A 21439-nucleotide genomic window follows, 5' to 3' on the forward strand; every position below is an offset into this window, starting at 1 on the left:
ATGAATATTTGCACGTTTCATTAAGATTAATTAATTTTGTACCCACATTATTAATAATTCATAATCATTTAAAAAAGAGAGAATTTATGGTTAAGAGACTTACAATGATTTTGGCCGGACTATTCCTTTCGATAGGAATGGCCTTGGCACAGTCACAGGTGTCTGGTACCGTTGTCGACGAGAACGGAGACCCTGTAGTCGGGGCCGCAGTGAGGGTGGCCGGCACGAAGACCGGCACGGTGACCGATGTGGACGGCAAGTTCTCCATCTCTGCACCCAGCGATTCGCGTCTGGAAATCTCATACATTGGTATGCAGCAGAAGACAGTGAAGGCTGGTCGCAACATAAGAATTTCGCTGTTGCCCGACAACCATCAGCTCGACGAGGTGATGGTCGTGGCCTACGGAACGCAGAAAAAGTCGTCGTTCACGGGTGCGGCCTCGACGTTCAAGTCCGATAATCTGGAGAAGCTCCAGGTGTCGAACGTGTCGAAAGCCCTCGAGGGTACCGTGGCCGGCGTGACGATTGCCTCCGAATCGGGTACGCCGGGTTCGTCTGCCAAGATTCTTGTGCGTGGTATCGGCTCGATTTCCAGCAGCCAGAGCCCGCTCATCGTGGTGGACGGTGTGCCTTATGAGGGCTCGCTCAACTCGCTGTCGTCACAGGATATTGAGACCATGACCGTGCTGAAAGACGCTGCCGCCAACTCCATGTATGGTGCACGCGGTGCCAACGGTGTGATTATCATCACCACCAAGGGCAGTAAGGCCGGCAAGGCCAAGGTGACTTTCGACGCCCGCCTCGGTATCAACGCGCGTGGTGTGGGCAACTACGACATCATCAGCGACCCCGGCGAGTACTACGAGATGATGTTCGAGGCCTACCGTAACAGCCTCATCTCAGAGCGGGGATACGCTGGTGCCAACGACTACGCCGCCAAGCACCTCATCTCGGACAACCTGAAGTATAATATATATAAAGGTATAGCCGACGATCAAATCATCAATCCGCTCACCGGCAAGCTCAATCCCAACGCCACGCAGCGCAAGTGGACGGACGACTGGACGAAAGATCCGTTCAGGAACGGCGTGCGACAGGAGTACAATGTGAACGTGACTGGCGGCACGGAAAAGACCCAAGCCTATCTCTCGGCCGGCTATCTGAACGACGAGGGCTACATGCCCGGCTCGGGTTTCGAGCGTGCCAGCACCCGTGTCAAGGTGGACCAGCAAATCAATGACCATATCAAGGTGGGTGGAAACCTGGCCTATGCCAAGACCAACATGCGCCAGTTTGCCGACCAGGAGGGTTCCAACTACTCCAATATCTTCCAGTTCTCGCAGGGCATCGCCCCTATCTACCCCATCTATCTCTATGACAAGGATGGCGGATTGATGTACGATGAGGACGGCAACCGCCGCTACGACTTCGGTACGGAATACGTGCGCCCCTACGCTTCGGAGGCCAACCCGCTGGCCGTGGCCGAAGCCAACATCAACAAAAACGTGCGTGACAACCTGTCTTCGCGCGGATACTTCGAGGCAAAGTTCCTCAACGACTTTACGTTCACGCTGAATGTAGCCTACGATGTGTTCAACGAGAACCAGGTAAACTTTGCCACACCTATCGGCGGCGACGCCAAGGGCGTGGGCGGCCGCGGTTATAGGTATGCCACTCGCAGGGGTGCTTTCAATGCCAACCAGATTCTGGACTGGCGCCATTTGTTCGACAAGCACGAAGTTCACTTGATGGGCGTGCATGAGAACAAGAAGGATAAGTACAACTATTTCTACGGTCACATGACGCAGTTTGCCGACTTTACCAATCCCGAGTTTGCCAACGCGGCCCAGTATCAGGAGCTCAACAGCTACATGAACGAGTATGCTCTCGAAGGTTACCTGCTCAAAGGGGAGTACAGCTATGTGGACCGCTACTACTTGACGGCCAGCATTCGCCGCGATGGCAGCTCGCGCTTCGGCAAGGATGTGCGCTGGGGCACGTTCTGGGCCTTGGGTGGTGCATGGCGCATCAGCGAGGAGCCTTGGTTTGCCGGCCTGAAGAAACAGGTGAGCAACCTGAAACTTAAGGCCAGCTATGGCACGCAGGGTAACGACAAAATCCTCGACGAGAACGAGAATGACATTACCCATGCTTACCACGATCAGTACTCGGTGGACCGCGTGAACGGCTATCCCGCATTCTCCAAGACGCTGCGCGGCAACAAGTCGCTCACGTGGGAGAAGCAGGCTATGTTCAATGCGGGCTTCGAGCTGGGCCTTTACAGCCGCGTGAACGTAAACTTCGACTTCTTTGTCAAGAACAACAACGACATGCTTTTCAGGAGTCCGCTCGCCGCTTCCGAGGGAACGCCGTCTTTCGTATGGCGCAACGAGGTGAACATGCGCAACGTGGGCTTCGAGGTGGATGCCAATGCAGACATCATCAAGAACAGCACCGTGGTGTGGAATGTAAACCTGAACTTCACGCACTACAAGAACAAACTCACCAAGCTTCCCGATTCCAAGGCAGGAGAAGAATTCAAAGATGGTTTCGAGCGCGGCTACTATTGGTGGAAGAAAGGCAGCAGCATCTACAACTGGTCGGGCTATGAATACCTGGGTGTAGACCCCAAGACAGGCAAACCCCAGTACAACAAGTACACACCAGACGGCAAGGGAGGGAAGACGGTGAGCGTCGTCAACAACTCGTCTGAAGCCACTGTTGTGAACCTGAACAAGAGTGCCATCCCCGACCTCACCGGCGGTTTGGGCACCACGGTACAGGCCTATGGCTTCGACCTCTCCGTGCAGACGGCCTTCCAGCTCGGCGGGTGGGTGCGCGACAACTTCTATTCCATGCTCATGAACACGGGTATAGATGGTACCAACTTCCACAAGGACATGTTCAACCGCTGGACACCTACCCATACCGATACTAATATCCCGGCCCTGAACTATGGTGTACAGAATGCCCGCATCGACGGTATATCCGACTTCTTCCTTATCAAAGGCTCTTACCTGAGCCTGCGCAACGTGACACTGGGCTATACCATTCCGAAAGACATTACCGGCCGTTGGGGCATCAGCCAGCTGCGCGTCTATTTTGCCGGAGACAACATGGGCTTCATCTCCAAGCGTAAGGGCTTTGATCCGCGGCAGAGCTTCTCCGGCGACAATGGCTATCATTATTCGCCCATCAGCACCTACTCGTTTGGACTTAACCTGACGTTCTAACCATTCATAACATTGCATCAAATGAAAATATTCAAATATTTAGCAGTGGGTCTGCTCCTCGTGGCAGGACTCAACTCCTGCGGCAGCGACTACCTCAATACGCAGGACAGGGAACATCTCGACCCGGATGCTGCCGGTAAGGCCGCCGGACACAATCCCAACGTCTTCTTGAACGGCATCTGGTCATGGCTCATCACCTTTGATACGCAGAAAGCCGGCGAGAAAGCAGCGCACGACGACTTCAGCTATATGTCCGTGCTTCATGCCACCGACATGATGGGCGTGGACATTGCAGCCGGCGCCCTCCACTGGTTCCGCTTCGACTATGGCTTCGACAACCGTATGTACAACTATCGTCGCACGGCCGTGGACTGGAACACTTTCTACACAGTCGTTGCCAAGGCCAACGAAATCATCTCGCTCTATCCTGCGGGCAGGGAGCTCACTGCCGGCGAGAAGGCCCTGCTGGGCCAGGCCCAGGCCATGCGCGGAATGGCCTACTATTATCTCATCCAGCTCTATCAGGATCCCGTGACCACTGCCGGCACGGTGAACAGCGAGGCCAAGGGCGTGCCCTTGATATACACCGCGGCCGACGGCTACTCCGAGGAGGAGATGGCCAAGTACAAGAGCCGCAACACCCTCAAGGAAGTCTATGCACGGATTGAAAAGGATCTCACGGCGGCTGTGAGCAATTTGGACGGTTACACCCGCCCCAGCAAGAACTATGTGGACCAGCACGTGGCCAACGGTCTGCTGGCCCGTTACTACCTGCTCTCGCAGCAATGGCAGAAGGCTGCCGATGCCGCCAATGCCGCCCGTCAGGGTTATGTCATCATGGACAATACCGGTTTGCACGACGGTTTCATGAACATCGCGAACAAAGAGTGGATGTGGGGCTTTGATCAGAACACGGAGACACAGACGACCTATGCCTCGTTCTTCTCGCACATTTCCAATTTGTCTCCGGGTTATAGCGGCATGGGCTACAATACCAACCTCATCGACGCCAACCTTTACAACCAGATTTCCAGCACCGATTACCGCAAGAGCCTCTTCAACGGCCCCGAGGGCAATGACAACCAGGCCAATGCCGGCGCGAAGATGCCCTATGCCAACCTGAAGTTTGGCTGGGACGGTAAGTGGACCATGGACTATCCTTACATGCGTGCCGCCGAGATGGTGCTCATCGAGGCCGAGGCCTACGCCCGCTTGGGACAGAACGACAAGGCCGCCCAGGTGCTTGCCGTGCTCATGGCCAATCGCCAGCCCGACTGGAAGAAGGCTTCCGTGAGTGTGGACGACGTGTTGCTGCAGCGCCGCATTGAGCTTTGGGGCGAGGGCTTCAGCTACTTCGACCTGAAGCGTACCGGGAAGGGCATCGACCGTACCTACCAGGGAACCAACCATTTTACGGGCTATATCTTTGCCGTTCCTGCCCACGATGTCAAGTGGACTTACCAGATTCCACGCCGCGAGATGCAGGAGAACAAGCTGATTAAGTCAGAGGATCAGAACCCATAAACCATTAAACAGGAGAATATCATGATGAAGAATATATTGAAACTGATGATTCCATGCCTCGCTGCGGTGGCTGTCCTTGCCAGCTGCAACGACGAAATGGACGACAAGAGCGCCATCGACGCCAAATATGTTGTGGCTACCAAGCCCACGGTAAGCCTCTCTTCGCTGAAGGCTGTGAGCTTTTCCAAGCTGTCGGCCGAGGCTACGGTGAGCGACACCCTGCAGGTTTCGGAGGTGGGTGTACAGTTCTCTACCACTCAGGATTTCAGCGGAACGGTCACCTCCGTGGCCAATGACAAGCTGGCCACAGCCTTTACCGCCGCCCTGTCCAACTGTACCGAACTCACCACTTACTATGCCCGCAGCTATGCCGTGTTGGGCGACGGCAGCATGGTTGTCAGCGAGACGCAGACGGTCACCACGCCCGCCTCTCCCTCTTATGACCTCAACGGCACCTACACCTGCACCCAGTATGGCATGGGCGACGACGGCAACTTCGCTGTCGATGGCGATCCTTACGAGGTGACGGTGGCCTTTGCCGAGGGCAGTACCACGGCCGTGACCCTGACCAATCTGTTTGGTGGCGGCAAGACCGTGACCGGCACTTACGACGCCAAGGCTGGCACCGTCACCATACCTACCAACCAAGTACTTATGGTTCACCAGAAGTATGGCGACGTGCAGATGAAGGCCCAGAACGAAGATGCCAGCGGTTATATCGACCAAGTGACGTTCACGTTCACCTCCAAGGGCGGCTTGCTGAAGTCGAGCCTTTGGTCGGCCGAGGCTGCTGCCGGCTCATTCGGAGTCTATTATGTGTCCATGACGCATAACGACTAAGGTCGACCTCATTCTCCCATCCGGAAGCCCGGAACAGCGCAGGAGTCCGTCTCCAGCCTGTTCCGGGCTTCTTTCGTTTGGATCGGTTAGCTTTCATGCGCTTTCCCATGGTCCATGTGGCTATGTCCTGCCGTCTCTCCGAAATGCACAACGGCCAGACATGCAGAAAGCTGCACGGAGTTTTTGTTCAGAATTATCCGTGCAGCTTTCTGCATGATGTGTTGTTGTCTTTGCGGGGAACCCCTCGCCTTGTTTTGAAAGAGCCGTAAATGCATGGTCTTTACGGCGTTTTGGCGCGGCCTTTACGGCGTAATGGTGGGTCGGTTACGGCGCAGAGGTTGGGCCGTTCCGCCGCCAAGACGTGGCCTTACCCTGCAATTTCCCAGCCGTCGATGCAGCGTTTCTGCTTGGAGAAGTTCACTCCGATGCGGAAGACGCGCCTTTTGTCCATGGCAAACGGTCGGGCATATCCCCTGGTTTCTATCTGTTGGAGGGCCTGTTGTGGCGTTCCGTCGAGCTTGAACTCCAGGATGTAGACGTAGTCCGGGGTCTCGATCACCATGTCCATGCGGCCTCCGCTGGTGGGCCTTTCCACCTTGGTGTAGAAGCCCATCATCTTCATGACGAGGTAGAAAACGTTCTGGAAGTAGAGCTCCGAGTCGCCCACAATCTTGTAGTCGGTGTCGGCGAACATGGTTTCCATGCGCTGCATGAACTGTTCGGGCCGTCCCTGCCTCACGTCCTGCACGAACTTGGCGATGCTGAACACCGACTCCCCGGCTGTCACGTGCGTGTAGAACGGCAGCAGGTAGCGCATGAACCCCTCCTCGACTTCCTGGTTGGGGAAGCCGAGACGGTAGAGCTGGAACTCCTCGTCGTAGCTCCTGATGGTGAGGTAACCGCTCTGGTAGATGACGGGGATGGGGTTTTGCGACACGGAGTCGATGCTGTTGAGGAAGTCGGCTGACACCTGTTCCTCGGTGAGGTTGGGCAGCGGGTATCCGTCCTGCTTGAGCAACTCGACGAGATAGCTTGGTGTTCCGGTCTCGAACCAGTAGCTTCCGAACTTGAGCGTGTCCAGCGTGCAGAGCAGACTGAAAGGGTTGTAGATGCCGACGCCCCCCTCGACGAAGTGGTATCCGTCGTAACGCCGCTTGAGCCTGTCGCACGCCTCTTCGTAGCTGATGCGGTTTTTCCCGGCCAGCTGGTGGAGCGTGGGCTCGAAGTAGCGGTGAATCTCCTCTTCGGTGATGCCGCAGAGGGCCTGGTAGCGTTCGTCCATGGAGAGGTCGAATAGGTTGTTCAGGTCTGAGAATACGCTGACCTTTCCGAACTTTGTAACGCCCGTGAGGAATCCGAGCCTGATGTATCGGTCCTGCGTCTTGAGCACGGAGTAGAAGGCTTTGAGCGTTGCACGGAACTCGGCCTGCAGGTTTTCGTTGCCGATGGCCTGCAGCAAGGGCTTGTCGTATTCGTCCACGAGCACCACCACGCGCTGGCCGGTCTGCTCGTAGGCCCGCTGTATGACTCCTGCAAAGCGGAGCGACAGGGTGCTCTCCCGTTCGTTGCGGCCATACCGGTCTTCCCATGCCGCGACGTTCACGTCGAGTATCTGCACGAGGCTTTCGGGCGAGTCGTACTTTTGGTTGTTGAGGTCGAGATGGAGCACAGGGTATTGTGTCCACTCCTGTTCCAGCTTCTCGATGGCCAGTCCTTGGAACAAGTCCTTGCGTCCGGCGAAGTAAGCCTCGAGGGTGGAGATGAGCAGACTCTTGCCGAAGCGGCGCGGACGGCTCAGAAAATAGTAGCGGCCCATGCTGGCCAGCCGGTAAACCATTTCGGTCTTGTCCACGTAGGTGTAGCCGTCTGCGATGAGACTCTCGAAGTTCTGTATACCGATGGGGTATTTCTTTGTATCCATGTTCTTTGGTATTGATGGGGCAAAGATGGCGAAAGGAGGCGCTTGGCCAGGCGGTGAACGCTGTTTTTCGCTCTCGGTGCCGTGATTTGCCGTGTGTGCCTAAGCTTGATTTCTGCGGGCCGAACCGCTTCTCGGCTCGGCCGCCTATTGGATTTCCCAGCCGTCGATGCAGCGTTTCTGCTTGGAGAAGTTCACTCCGATGCGGAAGACGCGCCTCTTGTCCATGGCAAACGGTCGGGCATATCCCCTGGTTTCTATCTGTTGGAGGGCCTGTTGTGGCGTCCCGTCGAGCTTGAACTCCAGGATGTAGACGTAGTCCGGGGTCTCGATCACCATGTCCATGCGGCCTCCGCTGGTGGGCCTTTCCACCTTGGTGTAGAAGCCCATCATCTTCATGACGAGATAGAAAACGTTCTGGAAGTAGAGCTCCGAGTCGCCCACAATCTTGTAGTCGGTGTCGGCGAACATGGTTTCCATGCGCTGCATGAACTGTTCGGGCCGTCCCTGCCTCACGTCCTGCACGAACTTGGCGATGCTGAACACCGACTCCCCGGCTGTCACGTGCGTGTAGAACGGCAGCAGGTAGCGCATGAACCCCTCCTCGACTTCCTGGTTGGGGAAGCCGAGACGGTAGAGCTGGAACTCCTCGTCGTAGCTCCTGATGGTGAGGTAACCGCTCTGGTAGATGACGGGGATGGGGTTTTGCGACACGGAGTCGATGCTGTTGAGGAAGTCGGCTGACACCTGTTCCTCGGTGAGGTTGGGCAGCGGGTATCCGTCCTGCTTGAGCAACTCGACGAGATAGCTTGGTGTTCCGGTCTCGAACCAGTAGCTTCCGAACTTGAGCGTGTCCAGCGTGCAGAGCAGACTGAAGGGGTTGTAGATGCCGACGCCCCCCTCGACGAAGTGGTACCCGTCGTAGCGCCGCTTGAGCCTGTCGCACGCCTCTTCATAGGTGATGCGGTTTTTCCCGGCCAGCTGGTGGAGCGTGGGCTCGAAGTAGCGGTGAATCTCCTCCTCGGTGATGCCGCAGAGGGCTTGGTAGCGTTCGTCCATGGAGAGGTCGAAGAGGTTGTTCAGGTCGGAGAAGACGCTGACCTTTCCGAACTTTGTAACGCCCGTGAGGAATCCGAGCCTGATGTATCGGTCCTGCGTCTTGAGCACGGAGTAGAAGGCCTTGAGCGTTGCACGGAACTCGGCCTGCAGGTTTTCGTTGCCGATGGCCTGCAGCAAGGGCTTGTCGTATTCGTCCACGAGCACCACCACGCGCTGGCCGGTCTGCTCGAAAGCCATCCGTATGATGTGGTAAAACCGCTCTTCCAAGGCTTTGGACTGGTGCTGATCGCCATAGATTTTCTCCCAAAGCTCCAGGTGTTTGGCCAGCTCTTCGCGCAGTGCATGGGCGGAATCGTAGTTCCGCGAGTTGAGGTCGAGGTGGAGCACAGGGTATTGCGTCCACTCCTTTTCCAGCTGCTCGATGGCCAGTCCTTGGAACAAGTCCCTGCGTCCGGCGAAGTAAGCCTCGAGGGTGGAGATGAGCAGACTCTTGCCGAAGCGGCGCGGACGGCTCAGAAAATAGTAGCGGCCCATGCTGGCCAGCCGGTAAACCATTTCGGTCTTGTCCACGTAGGTGTAGCCGTCAGCGATGAGACTTTCAAAATTCTGTATGCCGATGGGGTATTTTTGTGTATCCATGCTTCGTTGTGCTTATGGGGCAAAGATAGCGAAAAGCGGTGTATTGGCAAAAGAAAAGCCCGTTTTTTATTTTCCTGCACGCGTTCTTTGTGCTTTCGTTGGAAAGTGGTAATTTTGCAAGGAGAACGAATCGAACGAATGTTTATTCAGAAATACAGATGAAAAAGATACTCATGACACTGGTCTTGAGTCTTGCGACCTTGGCCCTGAATGCCGTGCCCGCCCGCCGGGGTGTGTGGCGCACGGCCACGCTCAGCGACGGAAACACCGTGCGCGTGGAGCTACGCGGCGACGAACACCTGCATTACTGGCAGTCGGCCGACGGCCGGCGGTTCCTGCCCGACGGCGACGGCCGTTTCCGCGAAATAGACACAGAGGCCATGGGTGCCATGCGCCGCCGGGCGCAGGTGCGCCGCGAGGGGGTGCAGACACGCCGCCGGGCTGCCTTGCGCCGGGTCAAGACGAACCAAGGACTCTACGAGGGCAACCGGCGTGGACTGGTGATTTTGGTGGAGTTTGCGGACAAAAGTTTCCAGACGGCCAACGACAAGGCCTTCTTTACGCGGGTGGCCAACGAGCTGGGATTCCGTGAGGGCAACTTCAAAGGCTCGGTGAAAGACTATTTTCTTGCCCAGAGCAATGGTCGGTTTGTGCTCGACTTCGATGTGGTTGGCCCCGTGAAGCTGCCCAACGGCTATGCCTATTATGGCAAGAACGACGGCGAGGGCAACGAGCCCCATGCCGTGGAGATGGTGAAAGAGGCCTGTGAGGCGGCCGCCGACTCGGTGGACTTCGGCCGGTACGACTGGGATGGCGACGGCTATGTGGACCAGGTCTACGTGCTCTATGCCGGCCATGGCGAGGCCGACTACGGCACGGGTTCTGTCGGAACCCAAGGCGACGACGACGTGGTGTGGCCCCACGAGTGGACCATCAGCTCGGCCACGACCGTCTATGACAGCCGTGGACTTGTCCAGCATATGGGCAAGCCGCTCGAACTCGACGGCGTGAAGGTGGACACCTATGCCTGTTCCAACGAACTCGACTACGCCGGCAAGACGGCGGGCGTGGGCACCATGTGCCACGAGTTTACCCACTGTCTGGGGCTTCCCGACTTCTACGACACCTCCAGCCAAGGCAGCAACTTCGGCATGGGCGACTGGGACCTGATGTGCAGCGGCAGCTACAACGGTGACAGCTACCGACCGGCCGGCTACACGGCCTACGAGAAGATGGTGGCCGGATGGCTGCAGCCCGTGGAGCTGAAAGCCGACACCCTCGTGGCCGACATGAAGCCGATGAGCGAGCATGGTGCCAGCTACATCATCCGCAACGACGGCCACGATGACGAATACTACCTGGTGGAGAACCGCCAGCGCACGGGCTGGGACACAGCGTTGCCCGGCCGCGGACTGCTGGTGACCCATGTAGACTATGATGAGAAGATATGGTTTTACAATGAGGTGAACACCACCGGCAGCAGTTCCTACACCAAGAACAACCACCAGCGGCTCACCATCTTCCATGCCGACAACAGTACAACCTACACCAGTCAGCAAACCGACCTCTATCCCTACGGCCAGAAAGATTCGCTCACGGCCACTTCGGTGCCCGCCGCCCGGCTCTATCACAGCAATGCCTCCGGCAAAAAGCTGATGGACGGCGCGCTGCTCGGCATCCAGCAGCAGGGTGGGGGCCTCATGACGTTCCGCTTCCGCGCCAACGGGGCATCGGGTGGAGGCACGGTCGTTGACCCGTCCACCGAGGTGCTGCTGCACGAAACGTTCGACCAGTGTGCCGGCAATGGCGGCAACGACAACCAGTTCAACGGCCAGGTGGCCTCGGCCGTGTTCACGCCTGACCTGCCCGGTTGGACCGACTATGTCCACGCCTATGGCGGCAAGCAGTGTGCCCGCTTCGGCACTTCGGCCTCGGTGGGCAGCGGCATGGTCACCTCGCCCGCGTTCACCCTGCCCGGCGACACGGTGGCCCTGAGCTTCCGTGCGGCCGGGTGGGACGCCCGCCGCGACGGCATGCAGCTGTTGCTCACGCTCAATGGCGGCAATGCCCGCTTCGTGGGCAGCAACGCCACGGACACCGTGCTGACCATGGCCAAGGGGCAGTGGGAGGTCTACAAGTTCAGGCTGGCCGGCAAGGGCAGCGCCTCGCTCACGTTCTCGCCCAGCAATCGCTTCTTCCTGGACGACGTGTTGGTGGAGCGGCCGCTGGCCACGGGCATCCGTGCCGTGGAGCGTAGGCCGCAGGACGGCTTGCGCAACGGCCGCATCTATACACTCGGCGGCCAGTATGTGGGCGTCGATTTGCAGCGTCTGCCCCACGGAGTCTATATACAGGACGGCCGGAAGGTGGTGAGATAGCATGCCCGTCTTATGAAAAGAAAACTGTTGTTGCTCCTGCTGTCGGTTGTGGTTGTAGCGGCCACGGCCCAACCGCCACTACCTGTTCGTCCCCGTCCGTTGCCCAGCCTGACCGGCCATTGGACAGGCACGTGGGCCACGGCCATGCAGATTCCGGTGAAGGCCTACATGCCTTACAACAACGAGATGACCAACCGTTCGGTGCGGCAAATCGTGAAAGTGTCGGCTGGGGGCGACATCCTGCGTCTCGAACTGTCCAACATCTTCTCCACGGAGCCCGTCGAGATACGCTCCGTCTACATTGCCCATGCCCTCGACTCCTTTCGCATCGACCCCGCCACGGCGCAGTATTTGCACTTCGAGGGGCGCGAGGAGGTGACGCTGGCACCCGGCAAGCGCGTCTGCTCGGATGCCGAGCGGTTTGCCTTGAGTCCGCTGGAGCGTGTGGCCATTACCATCAATTACCGCCGGGCCCCCAAGGTGCCGACGGTGCACATGGGGTCGCGCACCACCTCGTATATCCTGCGAGGCAGCAGCAAGCCGCATACAGACTTCTCGCAGGCATTCCGTTATGAGAAATGGTTCAACATCTCCTCGCTGGCCGTCTATGCCAACGACGTGCGCACGTTTGCCATTCTGGGCAACAGCATCACCGACGGCAAGGGCTCCACCACCGACCACCAGAACCGATGGCCCGACGAGATGAGCTTCAACTTGAACGGTGAACCGGCCGGCCGGCAGCAGCAGGGAGACGGCGTTCGCAAGCAGTTTGGGGTGCTCAATCTGGGGATAGGCAACAATCGGGTGCTGTCCGTGGGCTACGGGCAGCCCGGCCGCGACCGGTTCGACCGTGACATTTTGGGGCAGCCCGGCGTGACAGACGTCATCATCTTTGAGGCCATCAACGACCTGGGCAACAGCCGTGACGCACTGGTCACGGCTCGTGAACTGGCCGAGCAATACAGGCAGATGATGGAGAAATGCCGGCGGGCCCATTTGCGAGTCTACCTTGGCACCATCACGCCCATGAAGGGGGCGGGTTATTTTTCGGCCAACCACGAGGCCGGCCGACAGTGGCTGAACGAGTGGATACGCACGCAGAAAGAGGCCGACGGCGTGATCGACTTCGACCGGCTCATGCGCGATCCGTCCGACCCACAGGCCTTGCGCCCCGAGTGGCGGCTGGCCGACTGTCTGCATCCCAATGCAGCCGGATACAAAGAGATGGGGCGGTTGGCCGCCGAAGTGGTGTCTGCGGCAAAACCGCAGCTTTAAATCAATTTATGGATTTAGATTTTGCCAGTAGGCGAAAAGGTGGTAACTTTGCATAACCCTTTGGGTTAACGACAGTTTTAAAACATTAAACAGCAAAAGAATATTATGGCAAAGAAAGCTTTATTGATGATCCTCGACGGATGGGGATGCGGCAAGCATGGTAAGGGCGATGTGATTTTCAACACACCGACACCTTATCTCGACTATCTGTACGCAGTGAGCGCACACTCTCAACTCATGGCTTGCGGCGAAGATGTGGGGCTGCCCGACGGGCAGATGGGCAACTCCGAGGTGGGCCATCTGAACATTGGCGCCGGCCGTATCGTGTATCAGGACTTGGTGAAAATCAACAAGGCCTGCCAGAGTGGCGACATCCTGAAGAACAAAGGAATCGTCGAGGCTTACAGCTATGCCCAGAAAACGGGCAAGAAGCTCCACCTCATGGGACTCACCTCGACGGGTGGCGTGCACTCCTCGCTCGCCCATCTGTTCAAGCTCATCGAGGTGGGCAAGGAGTATGGACTGAAGAATGTCTTCGTGCATTGCTTCATGGACGGCCGCGACACCGACCCCAAGAGCGGTGCAGGATTCATTGGGGATGTCCAGAAAGTGTGCGAGGCCAACGAAGCTCACATCGCCAGCATCGTCGGTCGGTTCTATGCCATGGACCGCGACAAGCGGTGGAACCGTGTGAAGGAAGCCTACGACCTGCTCGTCGAGGGCAAGGGAAAGAAGGCCGACGACATGGTGAAGGCCATGGAAGAAAGCTATGCCGAGGGCGTGACCGACGAGTTCATCAAGCCCATCAGCAACGCCAACGTGGACGGAACCATTCAGGAAGGCGACGTGGTTATCTTCATCAACTTCCGCAACGACCGTGCCAAGGAACTCACGCAGGTGCTCACCCAGCAGGACATGACCGAGGAGGGCATGCGCACCGTCAAGGACTTGAAGTTCTATTGCATGACTCCTTACGATGCCAACTTCAAGGGCGTGGGCGTGCTCTTCCCCAAGGAGAACGTGGAAGACACGCTTGGCGAGTACCTCTCCAAGCATGGACTGCGCCAGCTCCATACGGCTGAGACCGAGAAATATGCCCATGTCACGTTCTTCTTCAATGGTGGACGCGAGGCGCCTTTTGCCGGTGAAGACCGCATCTTGGTGCCGTCGCCAAAAGTGGCTACTTATGACTTGAAGCCTGAAATGAGTGCTTTCGAGGTGAAGAACAAGCTGGTGGGGGCCATCAATACCCAGCAGTACGACTTCATTGTGGTGAACTTTGCCAATGGCGATATGGTGGGCCACACCGGTGTTTACCACGCTATTGCCAAGGCCGTTTGGGCAGTGGACCAATGCGTACACGACGTGATCGAGGCTGCTAAAGCCAATGATTATGAGGCCATCATCATTGCCGACCACGGCAATGCAGACAATGCCATCAACCCCGATGGCTCGCCAAATACGGCCCATTCTCTGAATCCCGTGCCCTTTATTTACGTGACCAACAACAACTCGGCCACGGTGAAGGACGGCCGTCTGGCCGATGTGGCCCCCTCCATCCTCCACATCATGGGGCTGGAACAGCCGTCCGACATGACGGGTGAAAACCTGATTAAGGACTAATTAGCATGCTCTTTGCAGATGTCGCGGCGGATGTACCCGGTGTGCGTCGCCGCGCATCTGTTATCTTTTATATGCTTGCCAATCCGTATGGTCAACATTGAGACATCGTGGCATCGGGAACTTGAGCCCGAGTTTGCCAAGCCTTATTTCTCCGCGCTTGCCTCGGCGGTGCGCGAAGAGTACCGCCGGGGAGCGTGCTATCCTCCCGGACGGCTGATCTTCAACGCGTTCAATCTCTGTCCTTTCGACCGTGTGAAAGTGGTGATTATCGGTCAGGATCCCTATCATGAGCCGGGGCAGGCCATGGGATTGAGTTTTTCCGTGCCCGAGGGAGTGATGATGCCGCCTTCGCTTCTCAACATTTTCAAAGAGATAGAAACCGACCTCGGACGGCCTATGCCCCAGTCGGGCGACCTCAGCCGCTGGGCCGAGCAGGGCGTGTTGCTGCTCAATGCCACGCTCACCGTGCGTGCCCATCAGGCCAACAGCCACCAGAAACTGGGCTGGGACACGTTTACCGATGCAGCCATCAAGGCCTTGAGCACCCATCGGGAACACCTTGTCTACATGCTTTGGGGCGGCTATGCACGCAGCAAACGCTATCTCATTGACCAGCAGCGCAACCTGGTGCTTGAGTCGGTACACCCCTCACCACTCTCGGCCAACCGTGGCGGATGGTTCGGGCAGCATCAGTTCTCCCGCTGCAATGCCTATCTCCGTGCGCACGGAGCGGCTGAAATCGAGTGGTAGGAACCACATGAGGCGGGAGTTTGGAATAGCGTTTTATGGAACTTCACATTCTTCAGATAGGGGACGTATTGGTTTCCCCCGATATTTTCACCGAAAAATTCTGCTGTGATCTCGATGCCTGCAAGGGACGGTGCTGCGTTGAGGGCGATGCCGGCGCACCGGTAACGTTCGACGAAATAGGGAGCATTGAGTCCTGTCTCGACGAGGTTTGGCCCCAGCTTTCGGCTTCGGCCCAAAGCGTGGTCGACCGACAGGGCGTGGCTTATGCCGACCGTGACGGCGACTTGGTGACGAGCATTGTGAACGGCAAGGATTGCGTGTTCACTTGTTATGAGGATTTGGACGACAGGACAGACGGCCACACCATCCACAATTGCTGCCTTTGCGCCTTGGAACGGGCGTGCCATGACGGGCGCACCTCGTGGTGCAAGCCCATCTCGTGTGCCCTCTATCCCATTCGCGAGAAGCAGTTCGGTGGCGGCCTTGTCGGGCTCAACTATCATCGTTGGGACATTTGTCGGGATGCCGTGAAGAAAGGACGGGAACTCGACTTGCGCATCTACGAGTTTCTGAAAGAGCCGCTCATCCGGCGTTTTGGGCGGGCATGGTATGAAGAATTGTGTGAGGTGGGCGAAGAAATCAGGCGGAGAGTGTCTTCAGAGGCTTCTTCCTGAACACCGAAGGGCTTACGCCTACATGCTCCTTGAAGTATTTCCCCAAGAAGCTTTGGTTGGGGAAGTGCATCATTTCCGTGATTTCCTTGATGCTCTTTGTAGTGCTGCGCAGCAACGTGCGCAGCTCCAGCACGACGTAGTAGTCTATCCATTCGTTGGGCGTCTGATGGCTCACCTGCTTCACGGTTTCGGACAGATATTTCGCCGTGATGGACAGTTGGCGGGCATACCACCCCACCCGCCGCTCATGATAGAACTCTTGTTCCACCAGCCGCATGAACTCAATGTAGATGTGTTCAGCCCTCGTTCCCAGGGTTTGGCTGGTTGCCTGTATGCGTGAGATAGTATCGCCAGTGTCGTAGATCAGGGCCTGGATGAGCGAGCGAACCGTGTCGCGTCGGAACCGATGGCCCGTGTCGTCCACCTTGCGCTTGATGAGATGGAAGTAGTTGCCGGTGTTCTGCATTTCCTCCTCGGTGAGATGGAACACGGGATGCGTGCGCGAGAAAGTGAAGAGATAGGAAATTTCGTGCACGCCCGAGAGGACTTCGTAGAAGAACTGGTCTGAAATCACCAAGGCAATGCCCGTGCAGTCGGGGCTCTTATGGTAGTCGTCGGTCACCTGTCCGCTGTTGATGATGATGATGTCGCCGGCAAATACCGTGTGTTTGATGGTGTCCACGCTGTACTCCATGCTGCCACTCGTGCAGAGGGCCAGGATGAGTGCGCGCACGCGGCGCGGCTCCTGGGGGAAGGGAAGCCGGGCAATATCGTCCACGAGCGTGAGGTCATCATCGATGTAGCTGCCGTTGCTGGCTATCCGTGTACTCTCTACGGTAATCTCCTTGAGTTCTGTCTGATTGGTCATTTTCCCTGTCATCAGTGCAAAGGTAACATATTTCTTTGAGAATCGGAAGCGCAGGAAGTCTCCAGTGCTTCCGCTTCAGTCACTTGGTCGCGCCGGAAGCGGCTGTCGCCGGTAAGCCGTGGACGCCGGTAGTTGTGGGTGAGGAACACCGGGCAGGCCTGTTCGTCCATTTCCCCGCTGCAGATATATTCCAGTCCGTCCATGCAGATACGTTCGCCCGGCAGGGCGTTGCGCAGGGTGAGTCGCAGCCGTCCGTGGAACCCTTGCCCGAACTCCAGCTCCACGCCCTTACCCACGGTCTCGATGTAGGAACAGCCGCGTCGGCGTACGATGTGTGGGGCAACGCCGTCGGTTGGCCGGTGCTTGTCGGCTGGCAGACTGCTTTCTGGCTGCTCGTCGGACCTGTCGGCCTGTGTCTCGGCACTGACCCACAAGGCCGGATCGAACCATGCCGTCCGCCATGCGGCGTTGTGACGCCGACCGTCCACCCGCTCGCGGCCGTCGGTTGTCAGGCAGGAATTGGCCTTTCTGCAGAGCCAGTTGCCGTCGCTCCAGTGGCAGAATGGGGTGCCGTCGGCCGCACGGCCATGGAACGCCACGGAGATTTGCCTGGAGTTCAGATGCGGCCAGGCGGGCGAATAGGCAATGGCCACCACGTCGGTATCGCTGCGCAGGTAGGGCGTTACGTTGAAAGTCATGGCCACAGGAGCGTCGTCGCCCGTGGCCCGCGCCGGGTAATAGAGGGCCCGGCCCACGTTGCACTCGTTCACGTAGAGCTTGAAAAAGCCCGTGGTCACGACGGTGATGCTGGCATCGCGCGCACGGCCTGCGGGCAGGTAGGTCTGCCGAAACCACACGTGCGACGTGCTGTCGGGTTGCGGCATCCTTATCCAATGGGTGTCGAACCCCTGTGCGGCCGATGGCATCGCCCACAGGAGCAGGGCCAGAAAAGGCGTCAGCCGGTGCATCAGAGCGTCTTGGTTTTGCCCTTGCCCACGCTGATTGGCTTTACCCGGCCGTTGTAGCTCACGTTCACCTTGCCGCCCTTGCCGCTCGAAATCTCGGCCCACGTCACGCGTCCGTCTTTCCAGCCCATGCTCACCTCGAAGCCGCCGCGGGCCCGCAAGCCGCAAATCTCGCCCGCCGGCCAGGCTTCGGGCAAGGCCGGGAGCAGTTCGATGGTCTTGCCGTCGCTCTGCATCAGCATCTCGCACACGCCGGCGGTGCCGCCGAAGTTGCCGTCAATCTGAAAAGGCGGGTGCGCATCAAAGAGGTTGGGAAAGGTTCCGCCGTGCTGTTTCTGGGTGTGGGCCGGGTCTACATAGGCCAGCAGTTTCTGATAGATGCGGTAGGCTTGGCTGGCGTTGTGCAGCCGGGCCCACAGGTTGATGCGCCATCCGGTGCTCCATCCCGTGGTGCGCCCGCCCTTCATTTCCAGTGAGCGGGCCGCCGCCTGGGCCAGCTGGGGCGTGGCACCCACGGTGATTTGGTGACCCGGATAGAGCCCGATGAGGTGGCTTTGGTGCCGGTGGCAGGTGTCCTCGTCGGCCCAGTCGTAGTACCATTCGTTCAGGTCGCCCTGCCGGCCCACGGTGTAAGGATGCAGCCGGGCCAGCGTGTGGCGCAGCGTGTCTTGGTAGGCCCTGTCGCGGTTCAGCGTGCGTGCGGCTTCGAGCGTGTTGGTGAGGAGCTCGCGGATGATGGCCAGGTCGGCCGTTCCGCCGTACAGGGTGGCTCCCTTGTAGCCTTTGTCAGTCACGTAGTAGGCTTCGGGCGACGTGCTGGGAGCCGTTATCAGTTCCTCGGGATTCCGGGGATTGGGCACCAGCCAGTCCAGTATGAAGTCGCTGGCACCCCTCATTAGCGGATAGGCCGTGCCGGAAAGGTAGTCGCGGTCCTGGGTGTAGAGATAGTGGTCGTACACATTTTGCATGAGCCATGCCCCGCCCATGTTCCAGTTGCTCCACGTGGGGCTCTCTCTCTTCTCGCCCACGGGGTTGGTCATGGCCCAGATGTCCGAGTTGTGGCCACAGCTCCATCCCCGGCCGATGCCATAGTAGTTGCGGGCGTTTTGCGCGCCTGTTTGGGCCAGATTCTGGCAGAATGTGGCCAGCGGTGCAAACATTTCGGGCATGTTGGCCACGTCGCAGGGCCAGTAATTCTCTTCCAGATTGATGTTGATGGTATAGTTGCCGCGCCATGGGGCTTTCTTCTTTTCGTTCCACAATCCCTGCAGATTGGCCGGCACTCCCGGCGTGCGCGAGCTGCTGATGAGCAGGTAACGGCCAAACTGGAAGTAGAGCGCCTCCAGGTAGCGGTCGTAGGCGGGCTGGCTGCCGTAGGCGCGCAGCATGCTGTCGGTGGGTTGCGTGGCGTTGTAGCGACTGCCGTCGAGGGTGAAGCTCACCCGGTGGAAGATGGGCTGATAGTCGTCGAGGTGGCGTCTCAACAGGCTGTCGCAGCTGTAGTTGGCGAGATGCCAGGCGTCGTCCATGGCGTTTTCGATGTAGGGAGTCCCTTGGGTCACGGGGTGTTTGTCGTATCCGTTGAAGCTCGTCTCGTTCACCAAGTAGATGGTTGCACCGTTGGCCCCCGTCACAACGAGGCTGCTGTCGGTGCGCTCCACCGAGCCGCCGTCGTTGCTCACTCGCAGCACGGTGCAGAAGTGGATGGTCTCCTGCGGGTCTCCTGCGGCGTTGCCGGTCATGATGATCTGGCGGTCTGAGGTCTTTGTGCCGTGGTCCACCTGCGAGCCGAGGCCGATGCTGCAACTCAGCATGCCCGGGCGCGAGGCCCGCAGACGGACGGCAATCACCTTGTCGGGGGCCGAGGCGAAGTACTCTCGCGTGTAGGTCACGCCGCCGCGCACGTAGCGGTCGTGGCACACGGCGCTGTCGAGACTTAGCTGGCGGTGGTAGCCGGAGGCCTCGCCGGGCTGCAGGTCGCGGATGCGGAGCGTGCCCAGCGGCTGGTAATACTGGGAGTTGGCTCCCTGCACATGGTGCTGCAGCGAGTCGGCCAGCCGGTAGTCTTCGCGGAAGAGGGCCTCGCGTATTTTGGGAATCCACACGTGCGCGTCGCTGTCGATGGTGAGATCCACGGGCTTTCCGCTCCAGAAGGTAATGTCGTTCAGGTGTATCACGTTGTCGTCGGGCCCGCCGTAGATGATGGCTCCGAGCTTTCCGTTGCCAATGGGCAGCGACTCTTCAAAGCATGTGGCCGGGCGGTCGTACCACAGGCGCAGGGGCTGGTGTCGGGTCTGGGCGGCCAGCGGGGTGGACGACAGGAAGAAAAGGAACGTCAGGCAGTGGATTGTTTTCATTTCGTAGCCTTTACATGATAATGATGCAAAAGTACGTTTTTTTCGCCATTTTCCAAAGTTAAAGGCATAAAAAAGTCTGAACGGAAAGAGTCGGAATCCCTTTCCGTTCAGACTGTCATGGTGCCGACTGGCGCGGCGATGGGTGCGCGCGGTGTTTAGAAGCCGAAGAAATTGCAGAAGATGATGGCTGCCGTCCATACGGGATTGCGGCAGTCGCAGTAGCCCAGCGTCTTGGAGCCCTGTGTGGTGTCCACGCGTCCGCCACCCCTCACCTCGGCCACGGTGGCATTGGAGCCACTCACCGAGATGGAGCCGCCGCTGGTAACGTGGCAGACGAGGTTGCCCGAACGATCCTTGATGTCGCCCGACCAGATGCGACCGATGCTCGAACCGCTGGCGTTGGTGATGTCGCCGTTGCCCTTGGGCAGACGTCCCACCACTTTGTGCGCCCAGTTGTAGACCACGCCATTCTCGTCAACGAAGCCGCGGGCACCGCCTTTCTGGATGCTATACTCGCGGGCTTTGCCCTGAGAGGAGCCGCCGCCGCGGCCCGCTGCATTGTTCGAGGCTTCCATGGCGGCCCGTCTTTTGGCGGCTTCTTCCCGTTGTCTGGCACGTTCGGCCTGTTCCTGTTTGAGTTTGGCCATGTTTTCCTTGGTTTGGCAGATGCCATAATAGAGGAAAGCTGCCTGTGGTTTGCTCATGCCTTCGTACATGCCCTCGACAACTCCGAACATATATACATGGCCTCCGTCGTCGATATGGCCAATGTTGTCTCCGCCCACACTCACCGCGCCGTTGCTTTCCAGCTTGATGTAGCCCGCGGTGCCGTGGCAGTCGATCGTGCCGTTGTCGTGGATATGGCCCACTTTTTGTCCGTCGTCGAGCACGACATCGCCGTTCTTTTCAAACGTGTAGGTGACCTTCTTGCCCTTGAGCTCGCCCGTCTCGTGGGTCTTGTCGAGAATGACCTGGCGCGTCCGGCTGCGGTAGACGCCCTCCGGTCCCAAGGTGTTGCTGAACTTGTGGTCGCCGTTGGCCATGTCTACAACCCCTTGGGCAGTCGTTGCAGTTTGCTTGATTTTCTTGATGATGCCCAGCTGGGCGTGTGCTGCTGCCGCGCCGATGACCCATGCGGCCAGCACGAGCAGCTGTCTTCTTGTTTTCATAGTGTTGCTTTTAAGAATTGAAATAGATGTTTTCACTTTAGATTTAAGCTTGTGATAAAGATACGGATAATATCTATAAGGTGAAAGCAAAAGGTCTGCTTTTTATGGTTCTTCCCTTAAAAATCATGCCGCCGGCCTCTTCATGAAACACTTGTCCCCCGGCTGCC

Annotated in this window: 14 protein-coding genes; 8 read left to right on the forward strand and 6 right to left on the reverse strand. The window is 58.1% G+C overall.

Annotation, left to right across the window (positions count from 1 at the left end):
- Positions 1-86: 86 nt before the first annotated feature.
- The 3 genes from PREDE_RS00390 to PREDE_RS00400 are packed head-to-tail and all read left to right on the forward strand — an operon-like array spanning position 87 to position 5597.
- The gene (locus PREDE_RS00390) at positions 87-3233 is read left to right on the forward strand and encodes a SusC/RagA family TonB-linked outer membrane protein (protein ID WP_015298322.1); all 3147 of its coding nucleotides are present in this window, start codon (positions 87-89) and stop codon (positions 3231-3233) included.
- A 21-nt stretch (positions 3234-3254) separates the two neighbouring features.
- On the forward strand, positions 3255-4757 hold the full coding sequence (locus PREDE_RS00395; RefSeq protein WP_005845702.1) for a RagB/SusD family nutrient uptake outer membrane protein: 1503 nt from the start codon (positions 3255-3257) through the stop codon (positions 4755-4757).
- A 21-nt stretch (positions 4758-4778) separates the two neighbouring features.
- On the forward strand, positions 4779-5597 hold the full coding sequence (locus PREDE_RS00400) for a hypothetical protein (protein ID WP_005845703.1): 819 nt from the start codon (positions 4779-4781) through the stop codon (positions 5595-5597).
- Positions 5598-5964: 367 nt separating this feature from the next.
- On the opposite strand, the gene PREDE_RS00405 is transcribed toward PREDE_RS00400, so the two are convergent.
- Together PREDE_RS00405 and PREDE_RS00410 are read right to left on the reverse strand one after the other, a co-directional pair.
- Entirely contained in the window at positions 5965-7518 is a 1554-nt protein-coding gene (locus tag PREDE_RS00405; RefSeq protein ID WP_015298323.1) for an ATP-binding protein, read from the reverse strand.
- A 144-nt stretch (positions 7519-7662) separates the two neighbouring features.
- Positions 7663-9213: an ATP-binding protein gene (locus PREDE_RS00410; RefSeq protein WP_015298324.1), complete on the reverse strand. Its 1551-nt coding sequence runs from the start codon at positions 9211-9213 to the stop codon at positions 7663-7665.
- A gap of 158 nt (positions 9214-9371) precedes the next feature.
- On the opposite strand from PREDE_RS00410, the gene PREDE_RS00415 reads away from it, so the two are divergent.
- From PREDE_RS00415 to PREDE_RS00435, 5 genes are all read left to right on the forward strand, one after another.
- Positions 9372-11591, forward strand: coding sequence for a M6 family metalloprotease domain-containing protein (locus tag PREDE_RS00415; RefSeq protein WP_005845707.1), 2220 nt, complete (start codon positions 9372-9374; stop codon positions 11589-11591).
- A gap of 12 nt (positions 11592-11603) precedes the next feature.
- Positions 11604-12866, forward strand: a complete 1263-nt coding sequence (locus PREDE_RS00420) for an SGNH/GDSL hydrolase family protein (protein ID WP_005845708.1) — start codon at positions 11604-11606, stop codon at positions 12864-12866.
- A 105-nt stretch (positions 12867-12971) separates the two neighbouring features.
- Positions 12972-14489, forward strand: coding sequence for a 2,3-bisphosphoglycerate-independent phosphoglycerate mutase (gene gpmI / locus PREDE_RS00425; RefSeq protein WP_005845709.1), 1518 nt, complete (start codon positions 12972-12974; stop codon positions 14487-14489).
- Positions 14490-14576: 87 nt separating this feature from the next.
- Entirely contained in the window at positions 14577-15239 is a 663-nt protein-coding gene (ung, locus tag PREDE_RS00430) for a uracil-DNA glycosylase (protein WP_005845710.1), read from the forward strand.
- Between the two features lie 35 nt (positions 15240-15274).
- On the forward strand, positions 15275-15913 hold the full coding sequence (locus PREDE_RS00435) for a DUF3109 family protein (RefSeq protein ID WP_005845712.1): 639 nt from the start codon (positions 15275-15277) through the stop codon (positions 15911-15913).
- Here PREDE_RS00435 and PREDE_RS00440 read toward each other — a convergent pair.
- The 4 genes from PREDE_RS00440 to PREDE_RS00455 all read right to left on the reverse strand — a co-directional run bounded on the left by PREDE_RS00440 (position 15879) and on the right by PREDE_RS00455 (position 21272).
- On the reverse strand, positions 15879-16781 hold the full coding sequence (locus PREDE_RS00440; protein WP_235777496.1) for an AraC family transcriptional regulator: 903 nt from the start codon (positions 16779-16781) through the stop codon (positions 15879-15881). The two genes, PREDE_RS00435 and PREDE_RS00440, sit on opposite strands and share 35 nt — an antisense overlap.
- 11 nt (positions 16782-16792) lie before the next feature.
- Positions 16793-17749 (reverse strand): alpha-L-rhamnosidase N-terminal domain-containing protein, encoded by a 957-nt coding sequence (locus tag PREDE_RS00445; RefSeq protein ID WP_005845716.1) that lies wholly within the window; start codon positions 17747-17749, stop codon positions 16793-16795.
- Positions 17749-20103, reverse strand: a complete 2355-nt coding sequence (locus PREDE_RS00450) for a glycoside hydrolase family 95 protein (RefSeq protein ID WP_005845718.1) — start codon at positions 20101-20103, stop codon at positions 17749-17751. The genes PREDE_RS00445 and PREDE_RS00450 overlap by 1 nt, the downstream gene beginning before the upstream one ends.
- Positions 20104-20258: 155 nt before the next feature.
- Positions 20259-21272, reverse strand: a complete 1014-nt coding sequence (locus PREDE_RS00455) for a hypothetical protein (protein ID WP_005845720.1) — start codon at positions 21270-21272, stop codon at positions 20259-20261.
- Between the last annotated feature and the right edge of the window lie 167 nt (positions 21273-21439).

This window comes from Prevotella dentalis DSM 3688 (genome assembly GCF_000242335.1).
Lineage (GTDB): Bacteria > Bacteroidota > Bacteroidia > Bacteroidales > Bacteroidaceae > Prevotella > Prevotella seregens.